This window comes from Vibrio sp. TRT 29B02 (assembly GCF_050113655.1).
Lineage (GTDB): Bacteria > Pseudomonadota > Gammaproteobacteria > Enterobacterales > Vibrionaceae > Vibrio.
Map to the genome: position 1 here is coordinate 21,810 of NZ_JBNJOJ010000037.1, position 21,882 is coordinate 43,691.

General features: G+C 44.9%; 17 protein-coding genes, 1 tRNA gene and 1 pseudogene. 8 read left to right on the forward strand and 11 right to left on the reverse strand.

Annotation, left to right across the window (positions count from 1 at the left end; translation table 11 throughout):
• Positions 1-35: 35 nt before the first annotated feature.
• From ACQEXT_RS18625 to ACQEXT_RS18640, 4 genes are all read right to left on the reverse strand, one after another.
• Positions 36-1,283, reverse strand: a complete 1,248-nt coding sequence (locus tag ACQEXT_RS18625; RefSeq protein WP_426953166.1) for an ABC transporter substrate-binding protein — start codon at positions 1,281-1,283, stop codon at positions 36-38.
• Positions 1,284-1,426: 143 nt separating this feature from the next.
• A complete protein-coding gene (locus ACQEXT_RS18630; protein ID WP_426953167.1) occupies positions 1,427-2,887 on the reverse strand; it encodes an ATP-binding protein in 1,461 nt (486 codons plus the stop codon).
• Complete coding sequence (locus ACQEXT_RS18635; protein WP_138970777.1) at positions 2,877-3,599, reverse strand: response regulator; 723 nt, start codon at positions 3,597-3,599, stop codon at positions 2,877-2,879. Before ACQEXT_RS18635 ends, ACQEXT_RS18630 begins: the two co-directional genes overlap by 11 nt.
• A 204-nt stretch (positions 3,600-3,803) precedes the next feature.
• Positions 3,804-5,270 carry a protein adenylyltransferase SelO gene (locus ACQEXT_RS18640; RefSeq protein ID WP_426953168.1) on the reverse strand — a complete coding sequence of 489 codons (1,467 nt, stop codon included), beginning with the start codon at positions 5,268-5,270 and terminating at the stop codon, positions 3,804-3,806.
• 454 nt (positions 5,271-5,724) lie between these two features.
• On the opposite strand from ACQEXT_RS18640, the gene ACQEXT_RS18645 reads away from it, so the two are divergent.
• On the forward strand, positions 5,725-7,722 hold the full coding sequence (locus ACQEXT_RS18645) for a methyl-accepting chemotaxis protein (protein WP_426953173.1): 1,998 nt from the start codon (positions 5,725-5,727) through the stop codon (positions 7,720-7,722).
• A 39-nt stretch (positions 7,723-7,761) separates the two neighbouring features.
• Here the strand turns inward: ACQEXT_RS18645 and ACQEXT_RS18650 are convergent, their stop codons facing one another.
• The gene (locus ACQEXT_RS18650; protein WP_426953169.1) at positions 7,762-8,373 is read right to left on the reverse strand and encodes a DUF2913 family protein; all 612 of its coding nucleotides are present in this window, start codon (positions 8,371-8,373) and stop codon (positions 7,762-7,764) included.
• Positions 8,374-8,585: 212 nt separating this feature from the next.
• A tRNA-Arg gene (locus ACQEXT_RS18655) sits at positions 8,586-8,662 on the reverse strand.
• Positions 8,663-8,864: 202 nt separating this feature from the next.
• Between ACQEXT_RS18655 and folD the strand changes: the two genes are divergently transcribed.
• On the forward strand, positions 8,865-9,728 hold the full coding sequence (gene folD, locus ACQEXT_RS18660) for a bifunctional methylenetetrahydrofolate dehydrogenase/methenyltetrahydrofolate cyclohydrolase FolD (RefSeq protein ID WP_269376082.1): 864 nt from the start codon (positions 8,865-8,867) through the stop codon (positions 9,726-9,728).
• A gap of 136 nt (positions 9,729-9,864) precedes the next feature.
• On the opposite strand, the gene ACQEXT_RS18665 is transcribed toward folD, so the two are convergent.
• Positions 9,865-10,830 (reverse strand): lytic murein transglycosylase, encoded by a 966-nt coding sequence (locus tag ACQEXT_RS18665; protein ID WP_426953170.1) that lies wholly within the window; start codon positions 10,828-10,830, stop codon positions 9,865-9,867.
• A gap of 44 nt (positions 10,831-10,874) precedes the next feature.
• The gene (locus ACQEXT_RS18670) at positions 10,875-11,165 is read right to left on the reverse strand and encodes a YcgL domain-containing protein (RefSeq protein WP_269376086.1); all 291 of its coding nucleotides are present in this window, start codon (positions 11,163-11,165) and stop codon (positions 10,875-10,877) included.
• A 161-nt stretch (positions 11,166-11,326) separates the two neighbouring features.
• On the opposite strand from ACQEXT_RS18670, the gene minC reads away from it, so the two are divergent.
• The 3 genes from minC to minE are packed head-to-tail and all read left to right on the forward strand — an operon-like array spanning position 11,327 to position 13,084.
• A complete protein-coding gene (gene minC, locus ACQEXT_RS18675) occupies positions 11,327-11,989 on the forward strand; it encodes a septum site-determining protein MinC (RefSeq protein ID WP_426953171.1) in 663 nt (220 codons plus the stop codon).
• A gap of 18 nt (positions 11,990-12,007) precedes the next feature.
• Entirely contained in the window at positions 12,008-12,820 is an 813-nt protein-coding gene (gene minD, locus ACQEXT_RS18680) for a septum site-determining protein MinD (protein ID WP_138971564.1), read from the forward strand.
• Entirely contained in the window at positions 12,821-13,084 is a 264-nt protein-coding gene (gene minE, locus ACQEXT_RS18685; protein WP_138971563.1) for a cell division topological specificity factor MinE, read from the forward strand. It begins immediately after the preceding gene.
• Between the two features lie 225 nt (positions 13,085-13,309).
• Here minE and adhE read toward each other — a convergent pair whose 3' ends face one another.
• On the reverse strand, positions 13,310-16,009 hold the full coding sequence (gene adhE / locus ACQEXT_RS18690; protein WP_331418473.1) for a bifunctional acetaldehyde-CoA/alcohol dehydrogenase: 2,700 nt from the start codon (positions 16,007-16,009) through the stop codon (positions 13,310-13,312).
• 633 nt (positions 16,010-16,642) lie between these two features.
• Between adhE and ACQEXT_RS18695 the strand changes: the two genes are divergently transcribed.
• Positions 16,643-17,281 carry a YchE family NAAT transporter gene (locus tag ACQEXT_RS18695; RefSeq protein WP_138971561.1) on the forward strand — a complete coding sequence of 213 codons (639 nt, stop codon included), beginning with the start codon at positions 16,643-16,645 and terminating at the stop codon, positions 17,279-17,281.
• Positions 17,282-17,344: 63 nt separating this feature from the next.
• Positions 17,345-18,181 (forward strand): ion transporter, encoded by an 837-nt coding sequence (locus ACQEXT_RS18700; RefSeq protein ID WP_269376091.1) that lies wholly within the window; start codon positions 17,345-17,347, stop codon positions 18,179-18,181.
• A gap of 151 nt (positions 18,182-18,332) precedes the next feature.
• Here the strand turns inward: ACQEXT_RS18700 and asd are convergent, their stop codons facing one another.
• Positions 18,333-19,463 (reverse strand): aspartate-semialdehyde dehydrogenase, encoded by a 1,131-nt coding sequence (gene asd / locus ACQEXT_RS18705; protein ID WP_331418472.1) that lies wholly within the window; start codon positions 19,461-19,463, stop codon positions 18,333-18,335.
• A gap of 449 nt (positions 19,464-19,912) precedes the next feature.
• Here asd and nhaC point away from each other — a divergent pair, with 449 nt between their 5' ends.
• A complete protein-coding gene (gene nhaC / locus ACQEXT_RS18710) occupies positions 19,913-21,358 on the forward strand; it encodes a Na+/H+ antiporter NhaC (protein WP_426953172.1) in 1,446 nt (481 codons plus the stop codon).
• Between the two features lie 325 nt (positions 21,359-21,683).
• On the opposite strand, the pseudogene ACQEXT_RS18715 reads toward nhaC, so the two are convergent.
• Positions 21,684-21,882 (reverse strand): annotated as a pseudogene (locus ACQEXT_RS18715) (hypothetical protein); the annotation flags it as partial.

The window sequence follows — 21,882 nt, forward strand, 5'->3', positions numbered from 1 at the left end:
CCTGCCCTTTGGGGGTGTACTTAAACGAGCGAAGTTTAAATGGCGGCTTTAACGGCCTTAGCCAGTTTTTGAGCCGCTTGCTTAGGATCCGCTTTGTCATCATTGAAGAAGTTAGTCACTACGTCGTAGATGGCGCCTTGTGCATAGCTCGTTGTTGATAGACCGTGCGCCATACTTGGTACTAGGTCACCAGACTGAGCGCTCGCCTTAAATGTCGCCATAGAGTCCAGTGCACACTGGTCAAACTTAGACATATCCATATCTAGGCGCACAGGAATTGAACCTTTGTTTAGGTTAAACACCTCTTGGAACTCTTTAGTTAGGATTGTACGAGCTAGATCTTGCTGAGCTTTCTGATTGTCTTTGTTGCTAAGCTCGAAGAAAGCGAAGCTGTCGATGTTGAACGTGAACTGTCCATCCGTACCTGGAGCAGGTGCACAGATGTAATCTTTGCCTGGAACTTTACCAGCAGCGGTAAACTCACCTTTCGCCCAGTCACCCATGATTTGCATCGCCGCTTCACCGTTAATCACCATTGAGGTTGCAACGTTCCAGTCACGTCCTGGTGAGTTTGCATCGATGTAGTCACGCACCTTCTTGAACTTAGTGAACACTTCCACCATCTTGTCACCAGAAAGCACATCCATGTCTAGGTCTACAAACGCTTTGTTGTAGTCTTCACTACCTAGTACATCCAATGCGACTGCTTCGAATACAGTGGCATCTTGCCAAGGCTGACCACCATGAGCGAGCGGTACAAAACCAGCGGCTTTAATTTTTTCAGCCGCAGCAAAGAACTCATCCAATGTGGTTGGCAACTCTACGCCCGATTTCTTAAGCACTTCAGGGTTAGCCCAAATCCAGTTAACGCGGTGAACATTGACCGGCACTGCGACGTACTCACCGTTGTATTTCATCACTTTGGTGACTACTGAAGGTAGGATTTCATCCCATTTTTCTTGTTTTGCTGTGCTCTCAAGAGAAGTCAGGAAGCCAAGACCGCCCCACTCCTGAATGTCATGACCTTTGATTTGTGCTGCTGATGGTGGATTACCTGATACAGCACGAGTTTTCAAAACCGTCATAGCAGATTCACCGCCACCACCAGCTACTGCGAAATCTTTCCAAGTGTGGTTTTGCTCTTCTAGCATCTGTTTAAGAACAGCAGCAGATTTTGCTTCACCGCCCGCAGTCCACCAGTGAAGAACTTCAACTTCACCAGCAGTTGCAACATTAGCAGCAGACAAAAGAGAGAGGGTAAGTAGGGTTTTATTAAGTTTCATTATTATCTTCCATGTATTGGATTAGACATTCAGGCCAACAGCTCAATGACCCCAAGCGTTCTTGCTTGTACTAAACAGAGTCTATCCAAATTGAAATTTAAGATTGAAACAAACGGTAAACGCCACGTAACAATTATGTTACATTACACCTCTAGGTTCGATGGAATATAGATTTGGGCGCGTAAGCCTTTTCTGGGTAAGTTATCAATAATGAGATCTCCGCCATGTCCGTGAAGAATATTCCGGCAGATACCTAAGCCTAAGCCATGCCCATTTTCATCATTTGCCAATCTAAAATAGGGTTCAAAAACGGCTTCGAGCTTATCTTCTGGAATACCTGGACCATGATCCTCAATGACAATACTGACCCACTCCTGATTGGTGAGCACTTCAATCTCAGCACGATGACCATATTTTACTGCGTTATCGACTAAATTACTGATCACTCGCTTGATCGCTAATGGTTTCGCAACAATTGGCTCAATTGGGTAGGGATCAAACTCAACCGTTTGCTGGTGTTGGTTCAATGGTTCAATCACACTCAGTATCATCTCATTGAGATCAATGTAGGCATTGTTTTCATGTAGGTCGGTGTCACGGACACACTGCAACGCCCCTTTAACCATCATTTCTAGTTCATCAAGGTCACGATTAAACTTGTCGCGTTTGGTGTCGTTTTCAAGCAACTCGGCCCTGAGCCTTAAACGTGTGATGGGTGTTTTCAGGTCGTGGGAAATCGCCGAGAAAAGATGCTCCCTATCCGCTACATAACGGCGTATCCGCTGCTGCATACGATTAAATGCACGCGTCGCGGTGATCAATTCGCTCGCCCCCTCTTCCTTTATAGGCGCTTGATCGATGTCCATGCTCATCTCATTCGCGGCCTTAGCTAATCGCTTGAGTGGCTTGACCTGACGCCGTACCAACAAGTAAGTAAGGAACAATAAAATCGTGGTAGAGAAGAGCAGAAACATCATCTGTTCACGACCGATCAAGGTATCGTCGAGAGTGACATACGGTGCAGGTAATAGAGCCGCAATATAGACCCACTCATGGGTTTTTAGCTCAATTTGTACCACGAGAATCGGTGGTTCAATGGGATTGAGCGTCAGCGTATGGTGAGCCCACGACTTAGGTAAGTCATGCAGATAAATATCATTTTTGAGCAGTCTCAAGTTATCTGGATGAGAAAAGTCGACTTGAATCGACTCGACCTTAGGTAGCTTTTTGGCTAACACACTTTCAATTGCTTGCAATGAAGCTAACTTCAGCGGGGTATCTTCTATCGGGTCGACGATTAACTGCTCTTTATTGAATGAGACGAAAAAACGAGTCCCGCCCATATTTCGGATCTGATCCAATACAATATGGCGATACTTGACCGGCAAAGATTGAAAGAAGGTCACTGTCGAAGAGAACATATTTGCCATGCTTTCAGAAGCAGAGCGGATACCTTCCAGCTCCTTCTGTTTCGACTCGGCGTACCAAATAGTCGTCGCCACACCTTGAGCGAGCACAACCGCCAACAACGTTAACCCCAGAGTTCGGCTGACTAGCGAATTGGGCTTGAAACGGCGTAACCAATTTTGCAATTTATTGCTCATAACTCACAGGCACCGCGAGAATATAGCCATTACCACGCATCGTTTTGATGTAATGCGGGAATCTTGCACTGTCACCTAACCTTTGGCGCAATCGGCTAAGCTGGACATCGATACCGCGTTCAAAAGGTAACGCTTCTCGACCGCGAGTCGCGAAAGAGATGGTGTCGCGGTCAAGTACTTCATTTGGACGTTTAAGAAATAGCATCAGCAATGCAAAGTCACTGCCTGACAAGTCATGAGACTCATGGCGCTCGACATGAGTAATTCTGTGTGCCAAGGGATCCAGTTTCCAATCACCAAATACGATGGTTTTAGCGATAACACTGGCAGGCAGCTCTTCTACTACGTTAACTCGGCGCAACACGGCTTTTATCCGTGCGGTGAGGTGACGTGGATTGAACGGTTTTGCGATATAGTCATCTGCACCAATCTCAAGGCCGATGATCTGATCGGTATCATCGGAGACCGCAGTGAGCATAATGATGGGGACAGAAGAGTGACGGCGCACTTGCTGACACAAAGTAAAGCCATCATCTCCCGGCAGCATCACATCAAGCAGGATAAGTTCAGGATAACCCTGTTGTTCAAGATACGACTTCATCTGTTCGCCGTCATTGACCGCATCAACCTGATAACCTTGCTTCGTCAGGTATTCTTCCAATAACTCACAAATCTCTTGATCATCATCGACAACAAGAATTTTAGCTGACATACCCTTACCTACTACTGAGCGACTTTAGTACTGAGGAGTGTAAACAGTTCTTATTCGGTAATTTGTAAGATATTACTTAGAATTTGAACCCCTTGCGGACTCACATCACATCTTATTAACAAAAAACGAATTATCGAACCTTCTAACCAAACCCATCAACCGCACCCTACTCAAAGAGAAACTCATCGCTTGGAGCCCACGTCATTAAGATGAACAGCTAATCTCCATCTTTTTGCCCCAATCAGGTGGTAGGTTGGCATACTGACTCATCTCAGGCTGCTCATCAAAAGGGTTTCTCAACAAGGTGGCAAGGCGCTCTACTTCGCTGAAATCGCCCTCTTCTGCTCGATCTATTGCAATTTGAGCGAGGTAGTTACGCAAGATGTACTTCGGGTTTACCCGACGCATGGCTTGACAACGTTCGGCGGCGGAAACCACCTCTCCATGGCCATTATGTTCATGCTCACAGCGTTCTAGGTATTGTGCCAACCACTGATTTATCGCCTGCTGGTCGACAAAAAGATCCAGTACCGCTTGAATCCCTTTGATATCGATCGATGACAATTCGCGTAAAAAACGCGTGTAATCAATACCCTGTTGATGCAACAACTCAAACATTGCACCAAACAGTTGCGTATCACTTTGCTGCTGACTATTGATACCCAATTTACTTCGCATCAGACGGCTAAACTCCTGACCTAACAATGGCTCAAACTGCGATAGTGCTTGTTCTAGATCCTCTCTCAATATGAGAGGAGACAAGCTGTGAGCTAAGGCTGATAGATTCCAAAGCGCAATGCGTGGTTGTTGATTAAATGCATAGCGCCCTTGGTAGTCAGAGTGATTGCAAATATAACTTGGGTCGTAATCGTCAAGAAAACCAAATGGACCGTAATCAAATGTATCGCCAATGATCGACATATTGTCCGTGTTCATTACCCCGTGCGCAAAACCATACGCCTGCCATTGCGCTATCATTTTTGCAGTGCGTTGGACGATTTGATCAAACATCGAGAGATAAGGTTTCTCATTGTCCCGTGCTGAGGGGAAGTGCCACTCAACAACTCTGTCAGCTAATAACTGAAGCTCTTCAAGTTGATTGGTATAGAAGAAATGCTCGAAATGACCAAAACGAATATGACTGCGTGCCATTCTAATTAATAGAGCACCTTGCTCACACTTCTCTCTATAGACAGGGGTATCACTCACCAACATCCCTAAAGCTCGCGTCGTTGGAATACCAAGTCCTGCCATCGCTTCACTGCATAGATACTCACGAATTGTAGAGCGCAATACTGCCCTGCCATCCCCCATCCGTGAATAAGGCGTTAAACCTGCACCTTTAATATGCAAGTCAAAGACTTCGTTATGATGATTAGTCAACTCACCGAGCAATAGACCACGGCCATCGCCTAATTCAGGGTTATAAACACCAAATTGGTGTCCTGCATACTTCATGGCAACAGGCGGCGAGTTTTCTATGATGTATTCGCCAGTCAGAAACTGTTTCAGATCTCCGTCAGGAGCCTGTAGGGGTAAATTAAATTGCTCAGCAAACTGTCCGTTCCAAATAATCCAACGCGTATTATCAAGAGGTTGCGGTGCGACAGGCGTATAAAAAGCATCTGGCAAGGAGGCAAAACGATGAGAAAGTGACGACAGCGAAAACATATACAAACCATTAACAGTATGAATCACTGCGAAACTAACATAGCAAATGGGTGAGATCCAGAACTGCCTTGAGTCTCCGTACACTTAAGTGAGTAATTACTTCCTCGTCAAGGCTTGTTCGAAAACTAAATAATACTGAATACCAATAAAATACCGAACAATGAAAACAGACAAGTACGGCTGATAACGCCAAAATTGGAAGGTTGGATCATTTCTTGATGCTGCATAAACCACTCTCTCTTTTTTGTTACATAGTCATTACAATATGATGAATTTTCAATATTTTCACAATGCACACTAAGATTAAATTTTTATGACAAGCGTCTACACTTTTTATTCCCCCTTTTCTAACTATGGATAATTAGAACAATAGGGGGTAAATCACTTAAAAGTTTACTATGTTCATATACAATAAGTAGAGCATTATTATAACGTATTTAGTCAGGAGGCCATGATGACAGCATTTTTGAAAAAATTCTCGCTTCATCATATATTTACTGCTCTAGCGGTTATCCCGCTGCTCCTTGCATTGTCGATGGCTGTAGAGCTTTCACTCAATCAAAAGGCAACGGTAGAACAAGCAAACAAAGACAAAGAAATCATTCAGCTGACATTGCTGTACGATAACTTGGCCCACAATCTTGCTGTAGAACGTGGACTGACAGCTGGTGTATTAGGCAGTAAAGGCGCATCTGAGCAAGTCGCCAAACTTAAAGAGCAACGAACCTCGGCAGATAAACATATTTCCGCGTTTAAAGCCTTTAACCCACAATATATCTCGACTGACCTAGCCACCAAACTTAAGCAATCTGTCCTTTCCGAGCTTTCTCAGATCAATGATATTCGCAGCCAAGTCGATCGTTTATCTCCTCAAAGATCACCTTTCGCCTACTATTCGAATCTCAACCAACTTGCGATTGACAATGCAACACTACTTATCTCAGGTGTTGCGAACTCTGAAACCATTAGATTAGGTAACTCGCTGACTTCTATCATGACCATTAAAGAGAGAGCTGGACAAGTCCGCGGGGCTCTAAATGGTGCATTCGCACGTAAGCAATCGTCACAAGGTCAATACACGGCGATTGAAAACTATCTTAACTCGGGTAAGTACAGTGAAAGAGCCGCAATGTTAACCATGCCTAGCGAATACTTAACCCTGTTTAATGACGCGAAGCAAAATCCGATTTGGAAACAAGTTGAAGAGATCCAAGAGCAGTATTTGGCGCAAAAAAATAGCCTAGACAATCTGCAAGGCCCATCGGCGTTAGCATGGTTTGGCGCGGCGACTGAACGCATTAAATTGGTCAATCAAATCCGCAATAACCTAGTGGAAAAAATGACCACCATTGTAACTCAGCAGGCTGATGCTGCAATGTGGCAGATGAGCGTAATGATCGCATCGACACTCTGTTTAAGTATCATTCTTATCGGTGGTTTGGTCATTAGTCTTTCAAGCCTTAAATCCCGCGTTGGTGAACTGACCTCTGAATTGGCACATATGTCAGAAACCAACAACTTAAGCGTGGTACTCAACTCCGAAGGTAAAAACGAACTGTCACAAATATCGTTCAGTGTTAACGGACTAGTCTCAAGTATCAAGAGCTTGCTGCTTCAAGTCACCGATAGCAATAGCCACAGTAACGAAAGACTGGCACAAATGGTGAAAGGCGCCGACGACTTAGGAGACAGCAGCCGAGCGACAGCGGATAAATGCAGTAACATTGCCACCGCTATGACCGAGTTATCTCAGTCGAGTCTAGAAATTGCAGCATCCTCTGAGCGTGCTCTTGAAGAGACCGAGCAGATGACCAACAAAGTCCTGACTTGCCAACAACAGAGCCAAGCTTCGTACGATATTGTAAAAGCGTTGGTTAGCCAGATTGAACAAACGCAAAGCTGTATGCTTCAGCTTGAGCAAGATGCCCAAAGCGTGAGCAAGATTGTTGATACTATTAATGGCATCTCGGAGCAAACCAATTTACTCGCACTCAACGCAGCGATTGAAGCGGCTCGTGCAGGTGAACACGGCCGTGGGTTTGCAGTGGTATCATCCGAAGTCAGAGATCTTGCTCAGCGCAGTAAAGAGGCGACGGAGCATATTTCTCAACTGCTTGGAAATATCACCAACAACACTCAAACAGCAGTGAGCAACATGCATAAGAGCCGTGAAGCCACAGACTCTACCTTTAATTCCGTGTCTGAGGTAAACAACAGCGTCTCTCAGCTAGAAACATTGATTGAGACGGTGAATCAACATATCACCAGTATTGCTAACTCAACTGTCGAACAATCTAAAGCGAGTGAAGCGGTCGATCAGGATGTCGATGTTCTCACTGAAATTGCTCAGACTACGGGGCATCTCGCTGACACAATGAACGATATTGTGGCGAGCTATCGAGAAGAGGTGAACGAAGTCAACGAGCAGTTACAAGAGTTCAAACTCGCGTAATGAAGCAAATCATAAAAAAGTGGCCATGTGCCACTTTTTTTATTTTTGTAAGCTCAAAGAGATACGTACAAAGTCACCATCTTCAAATTCGACTTTATGCTCAAATAAGGATGACGAATAAATCGTACGCATAAAGGCATGCTTTTCACCGTGAGTCCCACGAAACAACATAGAAATATCCGCAACCAAGCGATTACGATTGTTGAAATGAGCGTTGAGATCCGTAGAAAGCACACACAGCAAACAGCCTTTCGGGTTATGTTTTAGATCCACCTCTTGAGGACTTGAAACCAACACTGTGGTGTTTAACTCCCTCTCTAAGGTGTTAACCAACAGCAAAAAACTGTCGAGATGAGGTAACTCGTCCCCTTCTACCGGCGGGAGTAAATTCCCAAGCATCCCTTCCATATCTAAGCGCTGTGAGCGAGCATGGCTGACTAACGAGCGCACTTTCTTCTTGAAGGGTTTGTATTTCTTGCTATTTGCAGCTTTGTTAAGCCAAGCAGAAAGAATATCGTTCACATCGGAACGTGGCTTTCTCGCCAAAGACACTGCGGTATGATTAGTGCGCAAATGAAGTAAAGCGTGAAGAGCAAGTTCTGCTAATAGCGGCTCAAATTCAGGTTTAATTTTAGTATGGATACTGCGCATGGTTCACTAAAGGTAGGTACTCGGTTCGAACTTGGCCAAGACGGAAACGTCAGAGGAGCGACATGCTACCGAAAAGCACAGCTTATGTACAGAGAGCATATTAAATCGGTTGAAATAGCGCAGAATATAGGTTGCGTATGTAACGATCCACCAGCACCACAGAAACGACAAAGCCCCGATAACTCATCGAGTTATCGGGGCTTCTGAATAAATGGCACGCCCTGTAGGATTCGAACCTACGACCACATCCTTAGAAGGGACGTGCTCTATCCAGCTGAGCTAAGGGCGCGCTACAGGGACAGGATTATACGAGTTCGAGGCGTTAAAACAAGAGCTTTTCTTAACATTCTGATCTGAATGACTAAAAAAAGGCCACTGAACTCTTATTTGATTAAAATCACCACAAAGCAAACGTTTGCTTATAGATGTTCGTCAAATAATTTGCGACAATGCGCTGCAAATACGTCGCCATTCATTTCTTAAGGAAAGTCATGACAGCTCAAAATATCGATGGAACTCTTATTTCACAAACTGTTCGTTCAGAAGTTGCAGCACGTGTTAAAGCTCGTAAAGAGGCGGGTCTTCGTGCACCAGGCCTTGCTGTTGTGCTCGTTGGTGAAGATCCTGCGTCACAGGTTTATGTCGGAAGTAAACGCCGTGCTTGTGAAGAAGTCGGTTTTGTTTCCAAATCATTTGACCTTCCAGCGACCACAACCGAGCAAGAACTGCTTGCGTTGATTGATGAGCTTAACGAAGATGCTCAGATAGATGGTATTTTGGTTCAATTACCCCTTCCTGCGGGTATCGACGCCACTCATGTGCTAGAGCGCATCCACCCAGAAAAAGACGTTGATGGTTTCCACCCTTACAACGTTGGTCGCCTAGCTCAACGCATCCCTAAGCTTCGCTCTTGTACGCCAAAAGGGATCATTACTCTACTAGACCGCTACAATGTCGAACTACGTGGTAAGCATGCCGTTATCGTAGGTGCATCAAATATTGTTGGCCGTCCAATGACTCTTGAGTTGTTGCTAGCAGGTTGTACAACAACAACGTGTCATCGCTTTACTAAGGATCTTGAGAGCCACGTTCGCCAGGCTGATGTGGTTGTAGTCGCAGTAGGTAAACCTAACTTTATCCCAGGTAACTGGATCAAAGAGGGTGCTATCGTGGTCGATGTGGGTATTAACCGTCTTGAATCAGGAAAACTGGTCGGTGACGTCGAGTACGATAAAGCAAGAGAAAAAGCGAGCTTCATTACACCTGTACCTGGTGGTGTGGGACCAATGACAGTGGCAAGCCTAATCGAAAACACCATGCTGGCGTGTGAGCAGTTCCATACCAAGAAGAAATAGCGTAGAACTGGAGAAAGTTTGAAGGGTCGGTGCTTGGCGTCAGCCCTTACCTCCTTAAAGGCTCGGAAGCCGTATTTGGAAATAACTCCAAAAGAAAAAGGAGCTCTATAAGCTCCTTTGCTAACAAATTGATTCTCTACAGTGTAATTCTGTCCGCTAAATGACTAACAGCAAGTGCAAAGTAATAAGAGCGATTCCACTTCATCAATACATTGTAGTTGTTGTAAACCAGATAGACTCGGCCGTTGGCATTGTCTGGTGCCGTCAACCACGCATTGACATTCACTTGTGGCAATGCGCTTCCATCGTAACGTGTGATACCAAGTTGATTCCACTGCGCTAAGGTTTTCTCTTTACCCTCGACACGTCCCTCTAGGTTCATGTCGAAACCCTTTGGCAGTTTTACCTGACGCCCCCAAGTGTAAGTGTCGTTCCAACCTGACTGACTTAAATAGTTAGCGGCGGAAGCGAACACATCCGCTTCGGTGTTCCAAATGTCCTTCTTGCCATCCCCATTACCGTCAGCGGCAAAAGATAGGAACGAACTTGGCATGAACTGACATTGCCCCATCGCGCCAGCCCAAGAACCTTTAAAGTCCTCAACGGCAATATGACCCTGCTCAAGGATTTGCAACGCCGCCATGGTCTCTTTACGGAAAAAGTCCTCACGACGACCGTCATAAGCCATCGTCGACAGCGCATCAATCACAGGGTAATTACCCGTAAAACGACCAAAGTTACTTTCTACGCCCCATAGTGCAACGATAAACCGTGGCTGAACGCCGTACTCTTCACCAATGCGACTCAGCTCAGCATAGTGCTCTTTGTAGAGCTCTTTAGCTTGTTTTACTTTCCAATCGGGCACTGCGCGTGGAATATACTCATCTAGGGTGAGCTTCTTCTCAGGCTGATTCTTATCGGCTTTCACCGCACGCGGTTTGTGGGTGACATTATCGAACGCTTGCTCAATAACCGCCTCAGAAATACCGTTTTGGCGAGCCTCAACTTTTAAACCTTCAACGTATTCCTCAAAGCTCACTTCATTAGCAAAAACCGATGAGGCGAGCGTGACCCCTAGAGCGACTGACATTAGTTTTTTCACATTGCCCTCCTTGAGCAACAGAATCTAACAGTCCGAATATAATTTTATTCTTCTTCAGACTGCTGACGAGCTTGTTTTTGCTCTTTATATTCATCGAGTAAATTTTTCGGTGGTGGCGGTAGTTGAAGGAAAAAGCCGTCATCTTTCAGTGACTGCTTCACTTTCTCTACGTCTACTTGAGCCAGCGTACGCCCCTCTAACTTCACCACCATAACCATAATAGGTTTGCCAAACATCTGCATTAATGTGTCAGGAACTTGTGAGAAATCATCCTTTTTAGGGATATATAAGTAAGCACCTTCTTTTTTAGAACTTTTGTATATTGCACAAAGCATTGGAAGCCTTTTATCGTTTTAATTCATGGAACGTCAATGTTTCGCTATTTTTTTAAGCAAAACGGTCAATTGGGCACAAGATAACTTGCTGAGCTTATTCTAGGAATATAACATGACAACCCTAGTCTCAGGCAACGCCCTTAAGAGGTTGTACGTAAAAGATGTCAAATACTCCAGACCTAAAAGGCAGTAGCTTCACTTTGTCAGTTTTGCACCTTTCTGACAACGATGTGGAAAAAACTATTCATTTCTTACAACAAAAGGTCGAGCAAGCCCCTGCTTTCTTCGCTCACGCGCCCGTGGTAATCAATATCGCGAAAGTAGAAAGCGATCTTGACTTTTCGAGGCTAAAACAAGGCATATCTCAAGCTGGGATGATTCCTGTCGGCGTTACTGGCTGTAAAGACAAGCGAACGCAAAACTTGGCTTCTGAGGCCAACTTTGCCGTGATGTCTGCCAGTAAGTCGCCTGCTCAAGCACCTGCAAAAATGAGCGCGACAAAAATTGTTCGTACTCCAGTTCGCTCAGGGCAACAGATCTATGCCAAAGACAGCGATCTTATCGTACTGAATCATGTCAGTGAAGGAGCTGAGGTTATCGCAGATGGTTCTATTCATATCCTCGGAACACTTCGTGGCCGAGCGATTGCCGGCGCAAGTGGGAACACAGGTGCAGTCATCATCTGCAATAAACTTAATGCCGAATTAATGTCGATTGCCGGACACTACTGGCTTACGGAGCAATTCTCCGAAGAGTTCTGGCAACAAAAAGTTATGTTCAGTTTGAACGACGACTCGCTCAAGTTCGAGTTGTTAACGATTTAATATTATAAGGAACACATAATGGCACGCATTATTGTTGTCACATCAGGTAAAGGCGGGGTGGGTAAAACAACCTCCAGCGCCGCTATCGCATCAGGCCTGGCTGTAAAAGGAAAGAAAACCGCGGTTATCGATTTTGATATCGGCCTACGTAACCTTGATTTAATCATGGGTTGTGAGCGTCGCGTTGTGTACGATTTCGTTAATGTCATCAATGGTGAAGCAACATTAAACCAAGCTTTGATTAAGGACAAACGTACCGACAATCTATTCATTCTTCCTGCTTCACAAACACGTGATAAAGACGCTCTGACCAAAGAAGGCGTGCGCCGCGTTCTTGATGAACTGGATGAGATGGGCTTTGATTTCGTTATCTGTGATTCACCTGCTGGTATCGAGCAAGGCGCTCTGATGGCGCTATACTTTGCAGATGAAGCCATTGTGACCACCAACCCAGAAGTCTCTTCAGTACGCGATTCAGACCGTATTTTAGGTATTCTCGACTCTAAGTCACTTCGTGCCGAAGAGGGGCTTGAGCCTGTAAAACAGCATCTGCTGCTTACACGTTACAACCCTGCTCGCGTTAATCAGGGTGAAATGCTTAGCGTTGAAGACGTAGAAGAAATTCTGCATATTTCGCTTCTTGGGGTTATTCCAGAAAGTCAGGCTGTGCTGAACGCATCAAACAAAGGCGTACCAGTCATTTTTGATGATCAGTCAGATGCAGGTATGGCCTATGATGATACGGTAGAGCGTCTGCTTGGCCAGCAAGTGGATTTCCGCTTCCTGACCGAACAGAAGAAAGGGATTTTCAAACGACTTTTCGGAGGCTAAATGTCATTACTAGAGTTTTTCCGTCCGCAGAAAAAAAGCTCGGCCAACTTAGCCAAAGAGCGTTTACAAATCATCGTTGCAGAGCGTCGCAGTCAAAGCGACCCTGCACCGTCTTATCTGCCTCAGCTAAAGGAAGATATCCTTAAAGTCATCGGCAAATACGTCGCGGTTGATCCATCAATGGTCGACCTATCTTTTGAGCACAAAGATGATGATATTTCCGTTCTTGAGCTCAATATTAAGCTTCCAGATGACGAAAAATAGAAGCTAGAAGCTAGAAGCTAGAAGCTAGAAGCTAGAAGCTAGAAGCTAGAAGCTAGAAAAAAGGGTTGACGTGAGAGCGTCAACCCTTTTTGTTTGTGAGAATAGAAGCTACCAAGTGTCACCGTATCTCAAAAAAAAGCCCCAGTCTTTCGACTGGGGCTTGGTCTTTTCCCGATAAGTAGGTTTCGTGCTAGCGAAAACCTATCTCAAACTGAATCTTACTTATTACGCTTCAGCTTTTGCTTTTTTCGCTTTAGGCGCGTCTTTCGCTACTTGGTCAGCTTTCTTTTTGATAACTGTAGTACCTTCGAAAGTTTCACCTTCTACGAACGCTTTACCGTAGTAAGAAGCAAGTAGAACTTCTTTTAGTTCAGTGATTAGTGGGTAACGTGGGTTCGCACCTGTACATTGGTCATCGAACGCTTCAACTGCTAGTTCATCTAGTTTAGCAACAAAATCAGCTTCAGATACACCAGCCGCTTGGATAGACATTGGGATATCTAGGTTAGCTTTTAGTTCATCCAACCATGCTAGTAGACGTTCAATCTTCTGAGCAGTACGGTCACCTTCTTGGCTTAGGCCTAGGTGGTCAGCAACCTCAGCGTAACGACGACGTGCTTGTGGACGGTCGTATTGAGAGAATGCAGTCTGCTTAGTTGGGTTGTCGTTCGCGTTGTAACGTACCACGTTAGAGATTAGTAGTGCGTTCGCCAGACCGTGTGGTAGGTGGAACTCAGCACCAATCTTGTGCGCCATAGAGTGACAAACACCTAGGAATGCGTTCGCAAATGCTACACCAGCGATAGTTGCTGCGTTGTGTACTTTTTCACGAGCGATTGGGTCGCCTGCACCGTTCGCGTAGCTTGATGGTAGGTACTCTTTTAGCATCTTAAGTGCTTGTAGAGCCTGACCGTCAGAGTATTCGTTCGCTAGAACTGATACGTAAGCTTCTAGAGCGTGAGTTACTGCATCGTAACCACCGAATGCTGTTAGAGACTTAGGCATGTTCATAACAAGGTTAGCATCAACGATAGCCATGTTTGGCGTGATTTCGTAGTCAGCTAGTGGGTACTTAGCACCAGTCTTGTCGTCAGTAACAACTGCGAATGGAGTAACTTCTGAACCCGTACCTGAAGTTGTAGTGATACATACAAGCTCAGCTTTCTTACCCATTTTAGGGAACTTGTAGATACGTTTACGGATGTCCATAAAGCGCATTGCAAGTTCTTCGAAGTGAGTTTCTGGGTGCTCGTACATTACCCACATGATTTTCGCAGCATCCATCGGAGAACCACCACCTAGAGCGATGATTGTGTCTGGTTGGAAGCTCTTCATTGCTTCAGCACCTTTCTCTACTACAGATAGAGTTGGATCTGCTTCTACGTCGAAGAACGTTTGAACTTCCATGCCTTGAGCTTTAAGTAGGCGTACTACGTCATCTGCATAACCGTTGTTGAATAGGAAACGGTCAGTTACTAGGAATGCGCGTTTCTTACCTTCTAGGTCGCTAAGTGCGATTGGAAGGCTACCACGACGGAAGTAGATAGACTTAGGTAGTTTGTGCCACAACATGTTTTCAGCTCGCTTCGCTACAGTTTTCTTGTTGATTAGGTGCTTAGGACCTACGTTCTCAGAGATAGAGTTACCACCCCATGAACCACAACCTAGAGTTAGAGAAGGTGCAACGTTGAAGTTGTACAGGTCACCGATACCACCGTGAGTCGTCGGGATGTTGATTAGGATACGAGCAGTCTTCATCTTGTCACCGAAGTAACGGATGCGGTCTGCATTTACGTCTTGGTTAGTGTATAGACCAGACGTGTGACCGATACCACCGATCTCAACCATTGTTACCGCTTGAGCAACTGCGTCTTCGAAGTTGTCTGCACGGAATAGACCAAGCGTTGGAGATAGTTTCTCGTGTGCAAATGCGTCGTCGTAAGATACTTTGCCTAGACCTTCACCAACTAGAACTTTAGTGTCAGCTGGTACTGATACGCCTGCCATTTCAGCGATTGCTGGAGCTGGTTGACCAACGATTTTCGCGTTTAGTGCACCATCGATAAGAAGAACTTTACGAACTTTCTCTGCTTCTGCTTTGCTTAGAACGTAAGCTTTGTGAGAAGCGAAACGCTCTTTAACTTCGTCATATACTTCATCAACAACGATTGCAGCCTGCTCAGAAGCACATACTACGCCGTTATCGAAAGTTTTAGACATTAGGATAGATGCTACAGCACGTTTGATGTCTGCTGTTTCATCGATAACTACAGGAACGTTACCTGCACCTACACCGATTGCTGGCTTACCAGAAGAGTATGCTGCTTTAACCATGCCTGGACCACCAGTTGCAAGGATAAGAGCGATGTCATCGTGCTTCATAAGAGCGTTAGAAAGCTCTACAGATGGCTGGTCGATCCAACCGATGATGTCTTTTGGAGCACCTGCTGCTACTGCTGCTTCTAGAACAAGTTTCGCTGCGTCGTTAGTAGAGTTCTTAGCACGTGGGTGTGGTGAGAAGATGATACCGTTACGAGTCTTCAGAGAGATCAGAGATTTGAAGATCGCTGTAGAAGTTGGGTTAGTTGTTGGTACGATACCGCAGATGATACCTACTGGTTCAGCGATAGTCATAGTACCTAGGTTGTCATCCTCTTCAAGGATGCCACATGTTTTTTCGTCTTTGTATTTGTTGTAGATAAACTCAGAAGCGAAGTGGTTCTTGATTACTTTATCTTCAACAATACCCATACCAGATTCTTCAACCGCTTGTTGAGCTAGCGGGATACGAGCTTGGTTAGCTGCAAGAGACGCAGCGCGGAAGATTTTGTCTACTTGCTCTTGAGAGTAAGTAGCGAACTCTTCTTGCGCTTTCTTGACGCGAGCAATCATTGCATCTAGTTCAGCCATATTAGTTACAGGCATAGGGATTCTCCTAAAATTAGCAAATATTAAAAACTTTTTATTAAGAGTGCTGTTCGGAAGTCTTCTTTGTCAGCAATCAGAACAGGCTTCTTAGTAAATTGCTTTCAAGGCTGAGTATATTATTTCAGGTTGTGAAAAAAATTGACCCAGATCAGTTCTGAAAAACTATTTACCTAATAAGTGGTACACCAATCCCAAAAACAATCGTAACCCAATGATAAATAACAATTTAGATCACATTTTATTATTGAACAAAAATAAAGCAAACAGTCAGACAACCACGAAAAATCTCAACATCTTGTAAAAAAGTTTCATTTTTTGGCCACAAACTTACATGTAGTCCACAAACTTTGTGCTACTGAGAGTATATCCAATGGATCATTTCTCTCTACAATTGGACTTATTTTTTATTGAAAATGTGCAATTGTTAACGTTTGTGTAAACATCAGCCCGCAAGCTCGTTCATTCTACGTAACAAAGTGTGTCATTTGTGTTTACTATTCTTTCAATAATAAGATTTTCTCAGTAATGAAAGAGGTTCTGCTTTAGTTTTTTTCATTCGTCGATGAATATATTTTCGACTATATTCCGCAAATGACCTGTTCCCTCTGTTGATTACTTTTAGGATCACGAATGCAAACGTTCGAAATCGCTATATTTTTGCAGTTCTTTCTTGGCTTGGTGGCGGCGGTTAACCCCGTTGGGATCATGCCGGTATTTGTTTCATTGACTGGACATATGACTCAGGAAGAGAAGCACAAGACTGCCGTTACCGCTAACATTGCCGTCGCAATTATTTTGGTTGTCTCGCTACTCGCCGGACAAATGCTATTGGATATGTTTAGCATCTCTCTCGATTCGTTTCGTGTTGCCGGTGGCCTGCTGCTGCTAAGTATCGCCTTCTCGATGATGAGCGGTAAATTGGGCGAAGATAAGCAGAACAAGCAGGAGAAAACCGAATACGTCAGCCGCGAACAGATTGGTGTGGTTCCACTGGCTATGCCTTTGATGGCCGGTCCGGGTGCGATCAGCTCAACCATCGTCTACGGTTCTCGCTACCCTGCGATGTTCGACACTATGGGGATCATCGTCACTATCCTGCTATTCAGTCTTTGTACTTGGCTGTTGTTCCGCTCAGCGCCTTTAATTGTTCGCTTTCTTGGCCAAACCGGAATCAACGTCATCACTCGTATCATGGGTCTGATCCTCGGTGCACTGGGTATAGAGTTTATCGCTAACGGTCTGCGTAACCTGTTCCCGGGTTTAGCCTAATCTCGCTATCTTCTGGTATGATGTTGCCATTCATTTCGTGTTTAACAATGACAGTGCAACATCATGCCTCGCAAGCCTTTTAAACATCATTTGTATGTGATCATTTTCGGCACCCATACCCCTGCCGGTCGCGCCTTTGATATCGCGCTGATTATTGCCATCATCGCCTCTTTGGCAGTGTTGATCATTGAGTCCCTACCTAATGTATTAGACGATTGGTCACAACAACTTCGATACATCGAATATACCTTTACCGCACTCTTCACAATTGAGTATCTACTTCGACTCTATTGCTCACCTAAACCCAGTTCCTATGCGATGAGCTTTTATGGGGTGGTCGACCTACTCGCAATTCTTCCCACCTATTTGGCTATCTTCTTCCCTGGGGCGAGCTTTATGGGCGTGGTACGTCTGTTACGTGTGATGCGTATCTTCCGTATCCTAAAACTGGTGCGTTACCTTCAAGATTCAAACATTCTGATGCGTTCGCTATTGATGGCTCGACGTAAAATTTTCATTTTCTTTAGTGCTGTGGGAATTTTAGTCACCATCTTTGGTGCGCTGATATTTGTTATTGAAGGTCCTGAGAATGGATTTACCAGCATTCCTAAAAGCATTTACTGGGCAATCGTGACGATCACAACCGTTGGCTACGGAGATATGGTGCCACAGACAGATTTAGGTAAGGCGATTGCGTCGCTAACAATGTTGCTCGGCTACTCGATTCTTGCGGTTCCGACCGGGATTATTACCGCCGAACTAAGCAATGAGATGAGTGCCCACAAACAACTGGTCAAGTGCCCAAACTGTAACCGAGCGGGTCATGATTCAGATGCTATGCACTGTAAGTACTGCGGTAGCCAATTGGCAGACCCAGATAAGCGTGTTGTAGTAGAGTAGAGGCAAGAAAAATTGAAGGGTTGACAATAGTTGTCAACCCTTGTGTTTTTAATTCAGATAATTAAGACCAACAGAACCACGATACTCAGTTACTTTCGAGGCAATCACTGCTGTTGTTCTCGAAGCGCAGCGTTCTAAACTCTCGCCTCTCTTAAGCTTTCTCAGCCAAGATGATTCGCAATGTGCGGCGTAGCGGCTCTGCTGCACCCCAAAGTAGCTGGTCACCGACAGTGAACGCGTTTAAGAAATCATCGCCCATTGCCATCTTACGGAGACGACCAACAGGGATAGACAGTGTGCCAGTCACTTTAGCTGGCGTCAGCTCTTGCGCGGTGATGTCACGATCGTTTGGAATCACTTTAACCCAATCATTATGAGTTGCGATGATCTCTTCAATCTCATCCATAGGTACATTCTGCTTTAGCTTGATAGTAAGCGCTTGAGAGTGACAACGCATCGCACCGATACGTACACAGGTACCATCGATAGGAACCGGTGAATCTTGGAAACCAAGAATCTTGTTCGCTTCAACACCCGCTTTCCACTCTTCTTTGCTTTGACCATTGTCGCGCTTCACATCAATCCATGGGATCAATGAGCCTGCTAGAGGAACGCCAAACTTGTCTGTTGGGAACGAACCGCTGCGCATGGTATCAGCAACTTTCTTGTCGATATCAAGGATAGAGCTCGATGGGTTAGCAAGTTCACTGCTAACTGAGTCATTGATTACACCCATTTGAGAAATAAGCTCACGCATGTTCTGTGCACCAGCACCCGAAGCCGCTTGATAAGTCATGGCACTCGTCCATTCAACCAAGCCTTTTTCGAACAGACCACCAAGACCCATTAGCATCAAGCTAACCGTACAGTTACCACCAACAAAGGTGTTAGTACCAGCGTGAATACCTCGCTGGATTTGCGCCAAGTTTACTGGATCGAGTGTGATGATAGAATCTTGCGCCATACGTAAGGTTGACGCTGCGTCAATCCAGTAGCCCTTCCAACCAGCTTGGCGAAGTGCTGGATATACTTGCTCCGTGTAGCTACCACCCTGACAGGTAATGACGGCATCAAGCTGCTTTAAGCTTTCAATATCAAATGCGTCTTGTAGCATTCCAGCATCTTTGCCTACCTTACTATTTCCAAATAAGGGAGCTGGGATGCCAATTTGAGATGTGCTGTAAAAAACTGGTTCAATAAGGTCAAAATCTTTCTCTTCAACCATACGTTGCATAAGTACAGAACCGACCATGCCGCGCCAACCAACTAAACCTACTCTCATTCTCAACTCTCCGTGTAATCAACTTAAATAATGGGATACCCCAATATTCAATTTTCGAAGCAAAATCTCAAGGAAAAATTGCATCAAATCTGTAACTTTTATCTGCTCCCACTCCAAATAAGTGCAAAACCTACATTTTGCTCCCTTTTTGTTCGATTGTTATTTTCACAAACAAAACAAATGCTTCTTAAAACATAAGTGAAAAATACGTGCCACACCTTGATTACATTTCAAAACATTTCAACTCATTAAAATTAACGAATTACCATATATTTAACCACAATAAATCACCATTACAGACTCAAATCACATTGAATGGACATTTTATCGAAATATTATTCTAACTACGGTAAAGTGCCACTCGTACCAAAAAGGAGTTAACACTCGTAAAGCAGATAGTGCAGTGGCTTCTATTTGCTCTTGCTCACAACATTTATAAGAGGCTCTGTATGACGCAACTTACCCCACGTCTACCCAGCTTGATCCAGGTTATCGTCTCCCTTGGATTGTTCCTATTGATGGCATTTTCGTTCACTGCCCAATTGGATCTTCCTATCCAGCTTGCCCTATACATTGGCTGGTTCATTATCATGGTGCTCGGCATACGTTTAGGACACCAGTACAAGGATCTTGAGAAAGCAGCATTGGACGGCATATCCAACGGCTTGGGAGCGGTACTCATTCTACTGGCAGTCGGTGCGCTTGTTGGCACTTGGATTTCAGGCGGTATCGTTCCTACCATCATTTACTATGGTCTGAAAGCAATTCACCCTTCAATTTTCCTTCTTGCAACGATGATCATCTGTTCACTGACGGCACTCGCAACGGGCACATCATGGGGTGCGGCCGGCACCGCGGGTATTGCGATGATGGGGATTGGTCAGGGACTTGGCGTTCCAGCACCGATTACCGCTGGTGCGGTACTTTCTGGCTGTTACTTTGGCGATAAGATGTCACCACTGTCTGATTCCGTGATCCTAGCTTCTTCGATGTCCAACGTAGAAGTCGTAGAACACATTAAAGGGATGCTGCCAGTGGCTTTAATCAGCTACATCATTACTGGCATCATGTTCACCGCGTTTGGTTTCCACTACGCTGGCAACGTTGACATGACTCAGGTGCAATCTGTTATTCAGGCGATGGAAGAGCAATTCTACATCACCCCTTACTCATTCGTCCCTGTCGTGATCGTTCTTGGTCTACTGGCGATGCGTATGCCTTCATTCCCTGTGATCAGCTTCGGCTCACTTCTCGGGATTATCTGGGCGGTGATGATTCAAGATGTTAACTTCCTTCAAGCATTCAACACTGCGTGGGCACCTTTTGAAATCTCATCTGGCGTAACGTTCATTGACTCAATCCTAAACCGTGGTGGCATGTCATCAATGCTAGGTTCAGTTGCAGTCATTGTGTTTGGTCTAGGATTTGGTGGCTTGCTCGATAAAGTGGGTGTGCTAGAGACCATCGCAAAACTATTTGAACGTCGAGTGCAGAGCGCAGGTTCACTTGCCACAAGCACGATTGCTACCGCCTTTATGGGTAACGTTTTCGGTTCAGCGATGTATGTGTCACTGATCCTAACCCCTAAGATCTGTGCTAAGAACTATGACCGTCTAGGTTACAAGCGTAAAAATCTTTCTCGTAACGCAGAGTTTGGCGGTACCTTGACTTCGGGCATGGTGCCTTGGAGTGATAACGGTATCTACATGGCGAGCATCCTTGGTGTCGCAACACTTTCTTATGCGCCGTTCATGTGGTTAAGCTTTGTTTGTATCCTCGTCACCATCATTACGTCATATATGGGTTGGTTTGTTGATAAATGCGAACCAATTGAAGACGCTGAATTGGCTTCAGAGGCTCAACAACCAGAGCAGCTGGCTAAGCAAACGGTTTAACCTCTATTGACTACGAAAAAGCGCCTAATCTGGGGTAACTCCTATCACTTAACGTGTTCGGAACGAACAGGGTAGCGAGTTTTACTCATACGAACGGTCCTTGATTTGGGCCGTTTTTTTCGTTCTGGCAGAATGTAACGCTTCACTTGCTCTCCATTGCCCTCAACTTCCCAATGCTCGACGTAGACATCCATTTCGCCAATAACTTAGCCAATGTTTCCACTGGCATATTGGTGATCCACTGCTGATTTTCTTGTTGGTGCTGTTCTGAAAACAAAAAGTTAGCAACAAAGTAGCCACTTTCTTAGTCGGTGGCTAGACGGAGTTACTTACCTGTTTGAGGGTCTAACGGGGTACTACGATACTTTTCACCAGCTAAAATGTCGTAGTGAATCACCGTATCGCTATTAAACTGAGAAAAATCAAAGTAGACACTTTCTGCGTTAGACTCTGATTCTTTTGATATCCTTTTTTGATTGAAGTAAAAGTCACATCCGATTGCTCCAGCCCAGACTTTTCTTAAG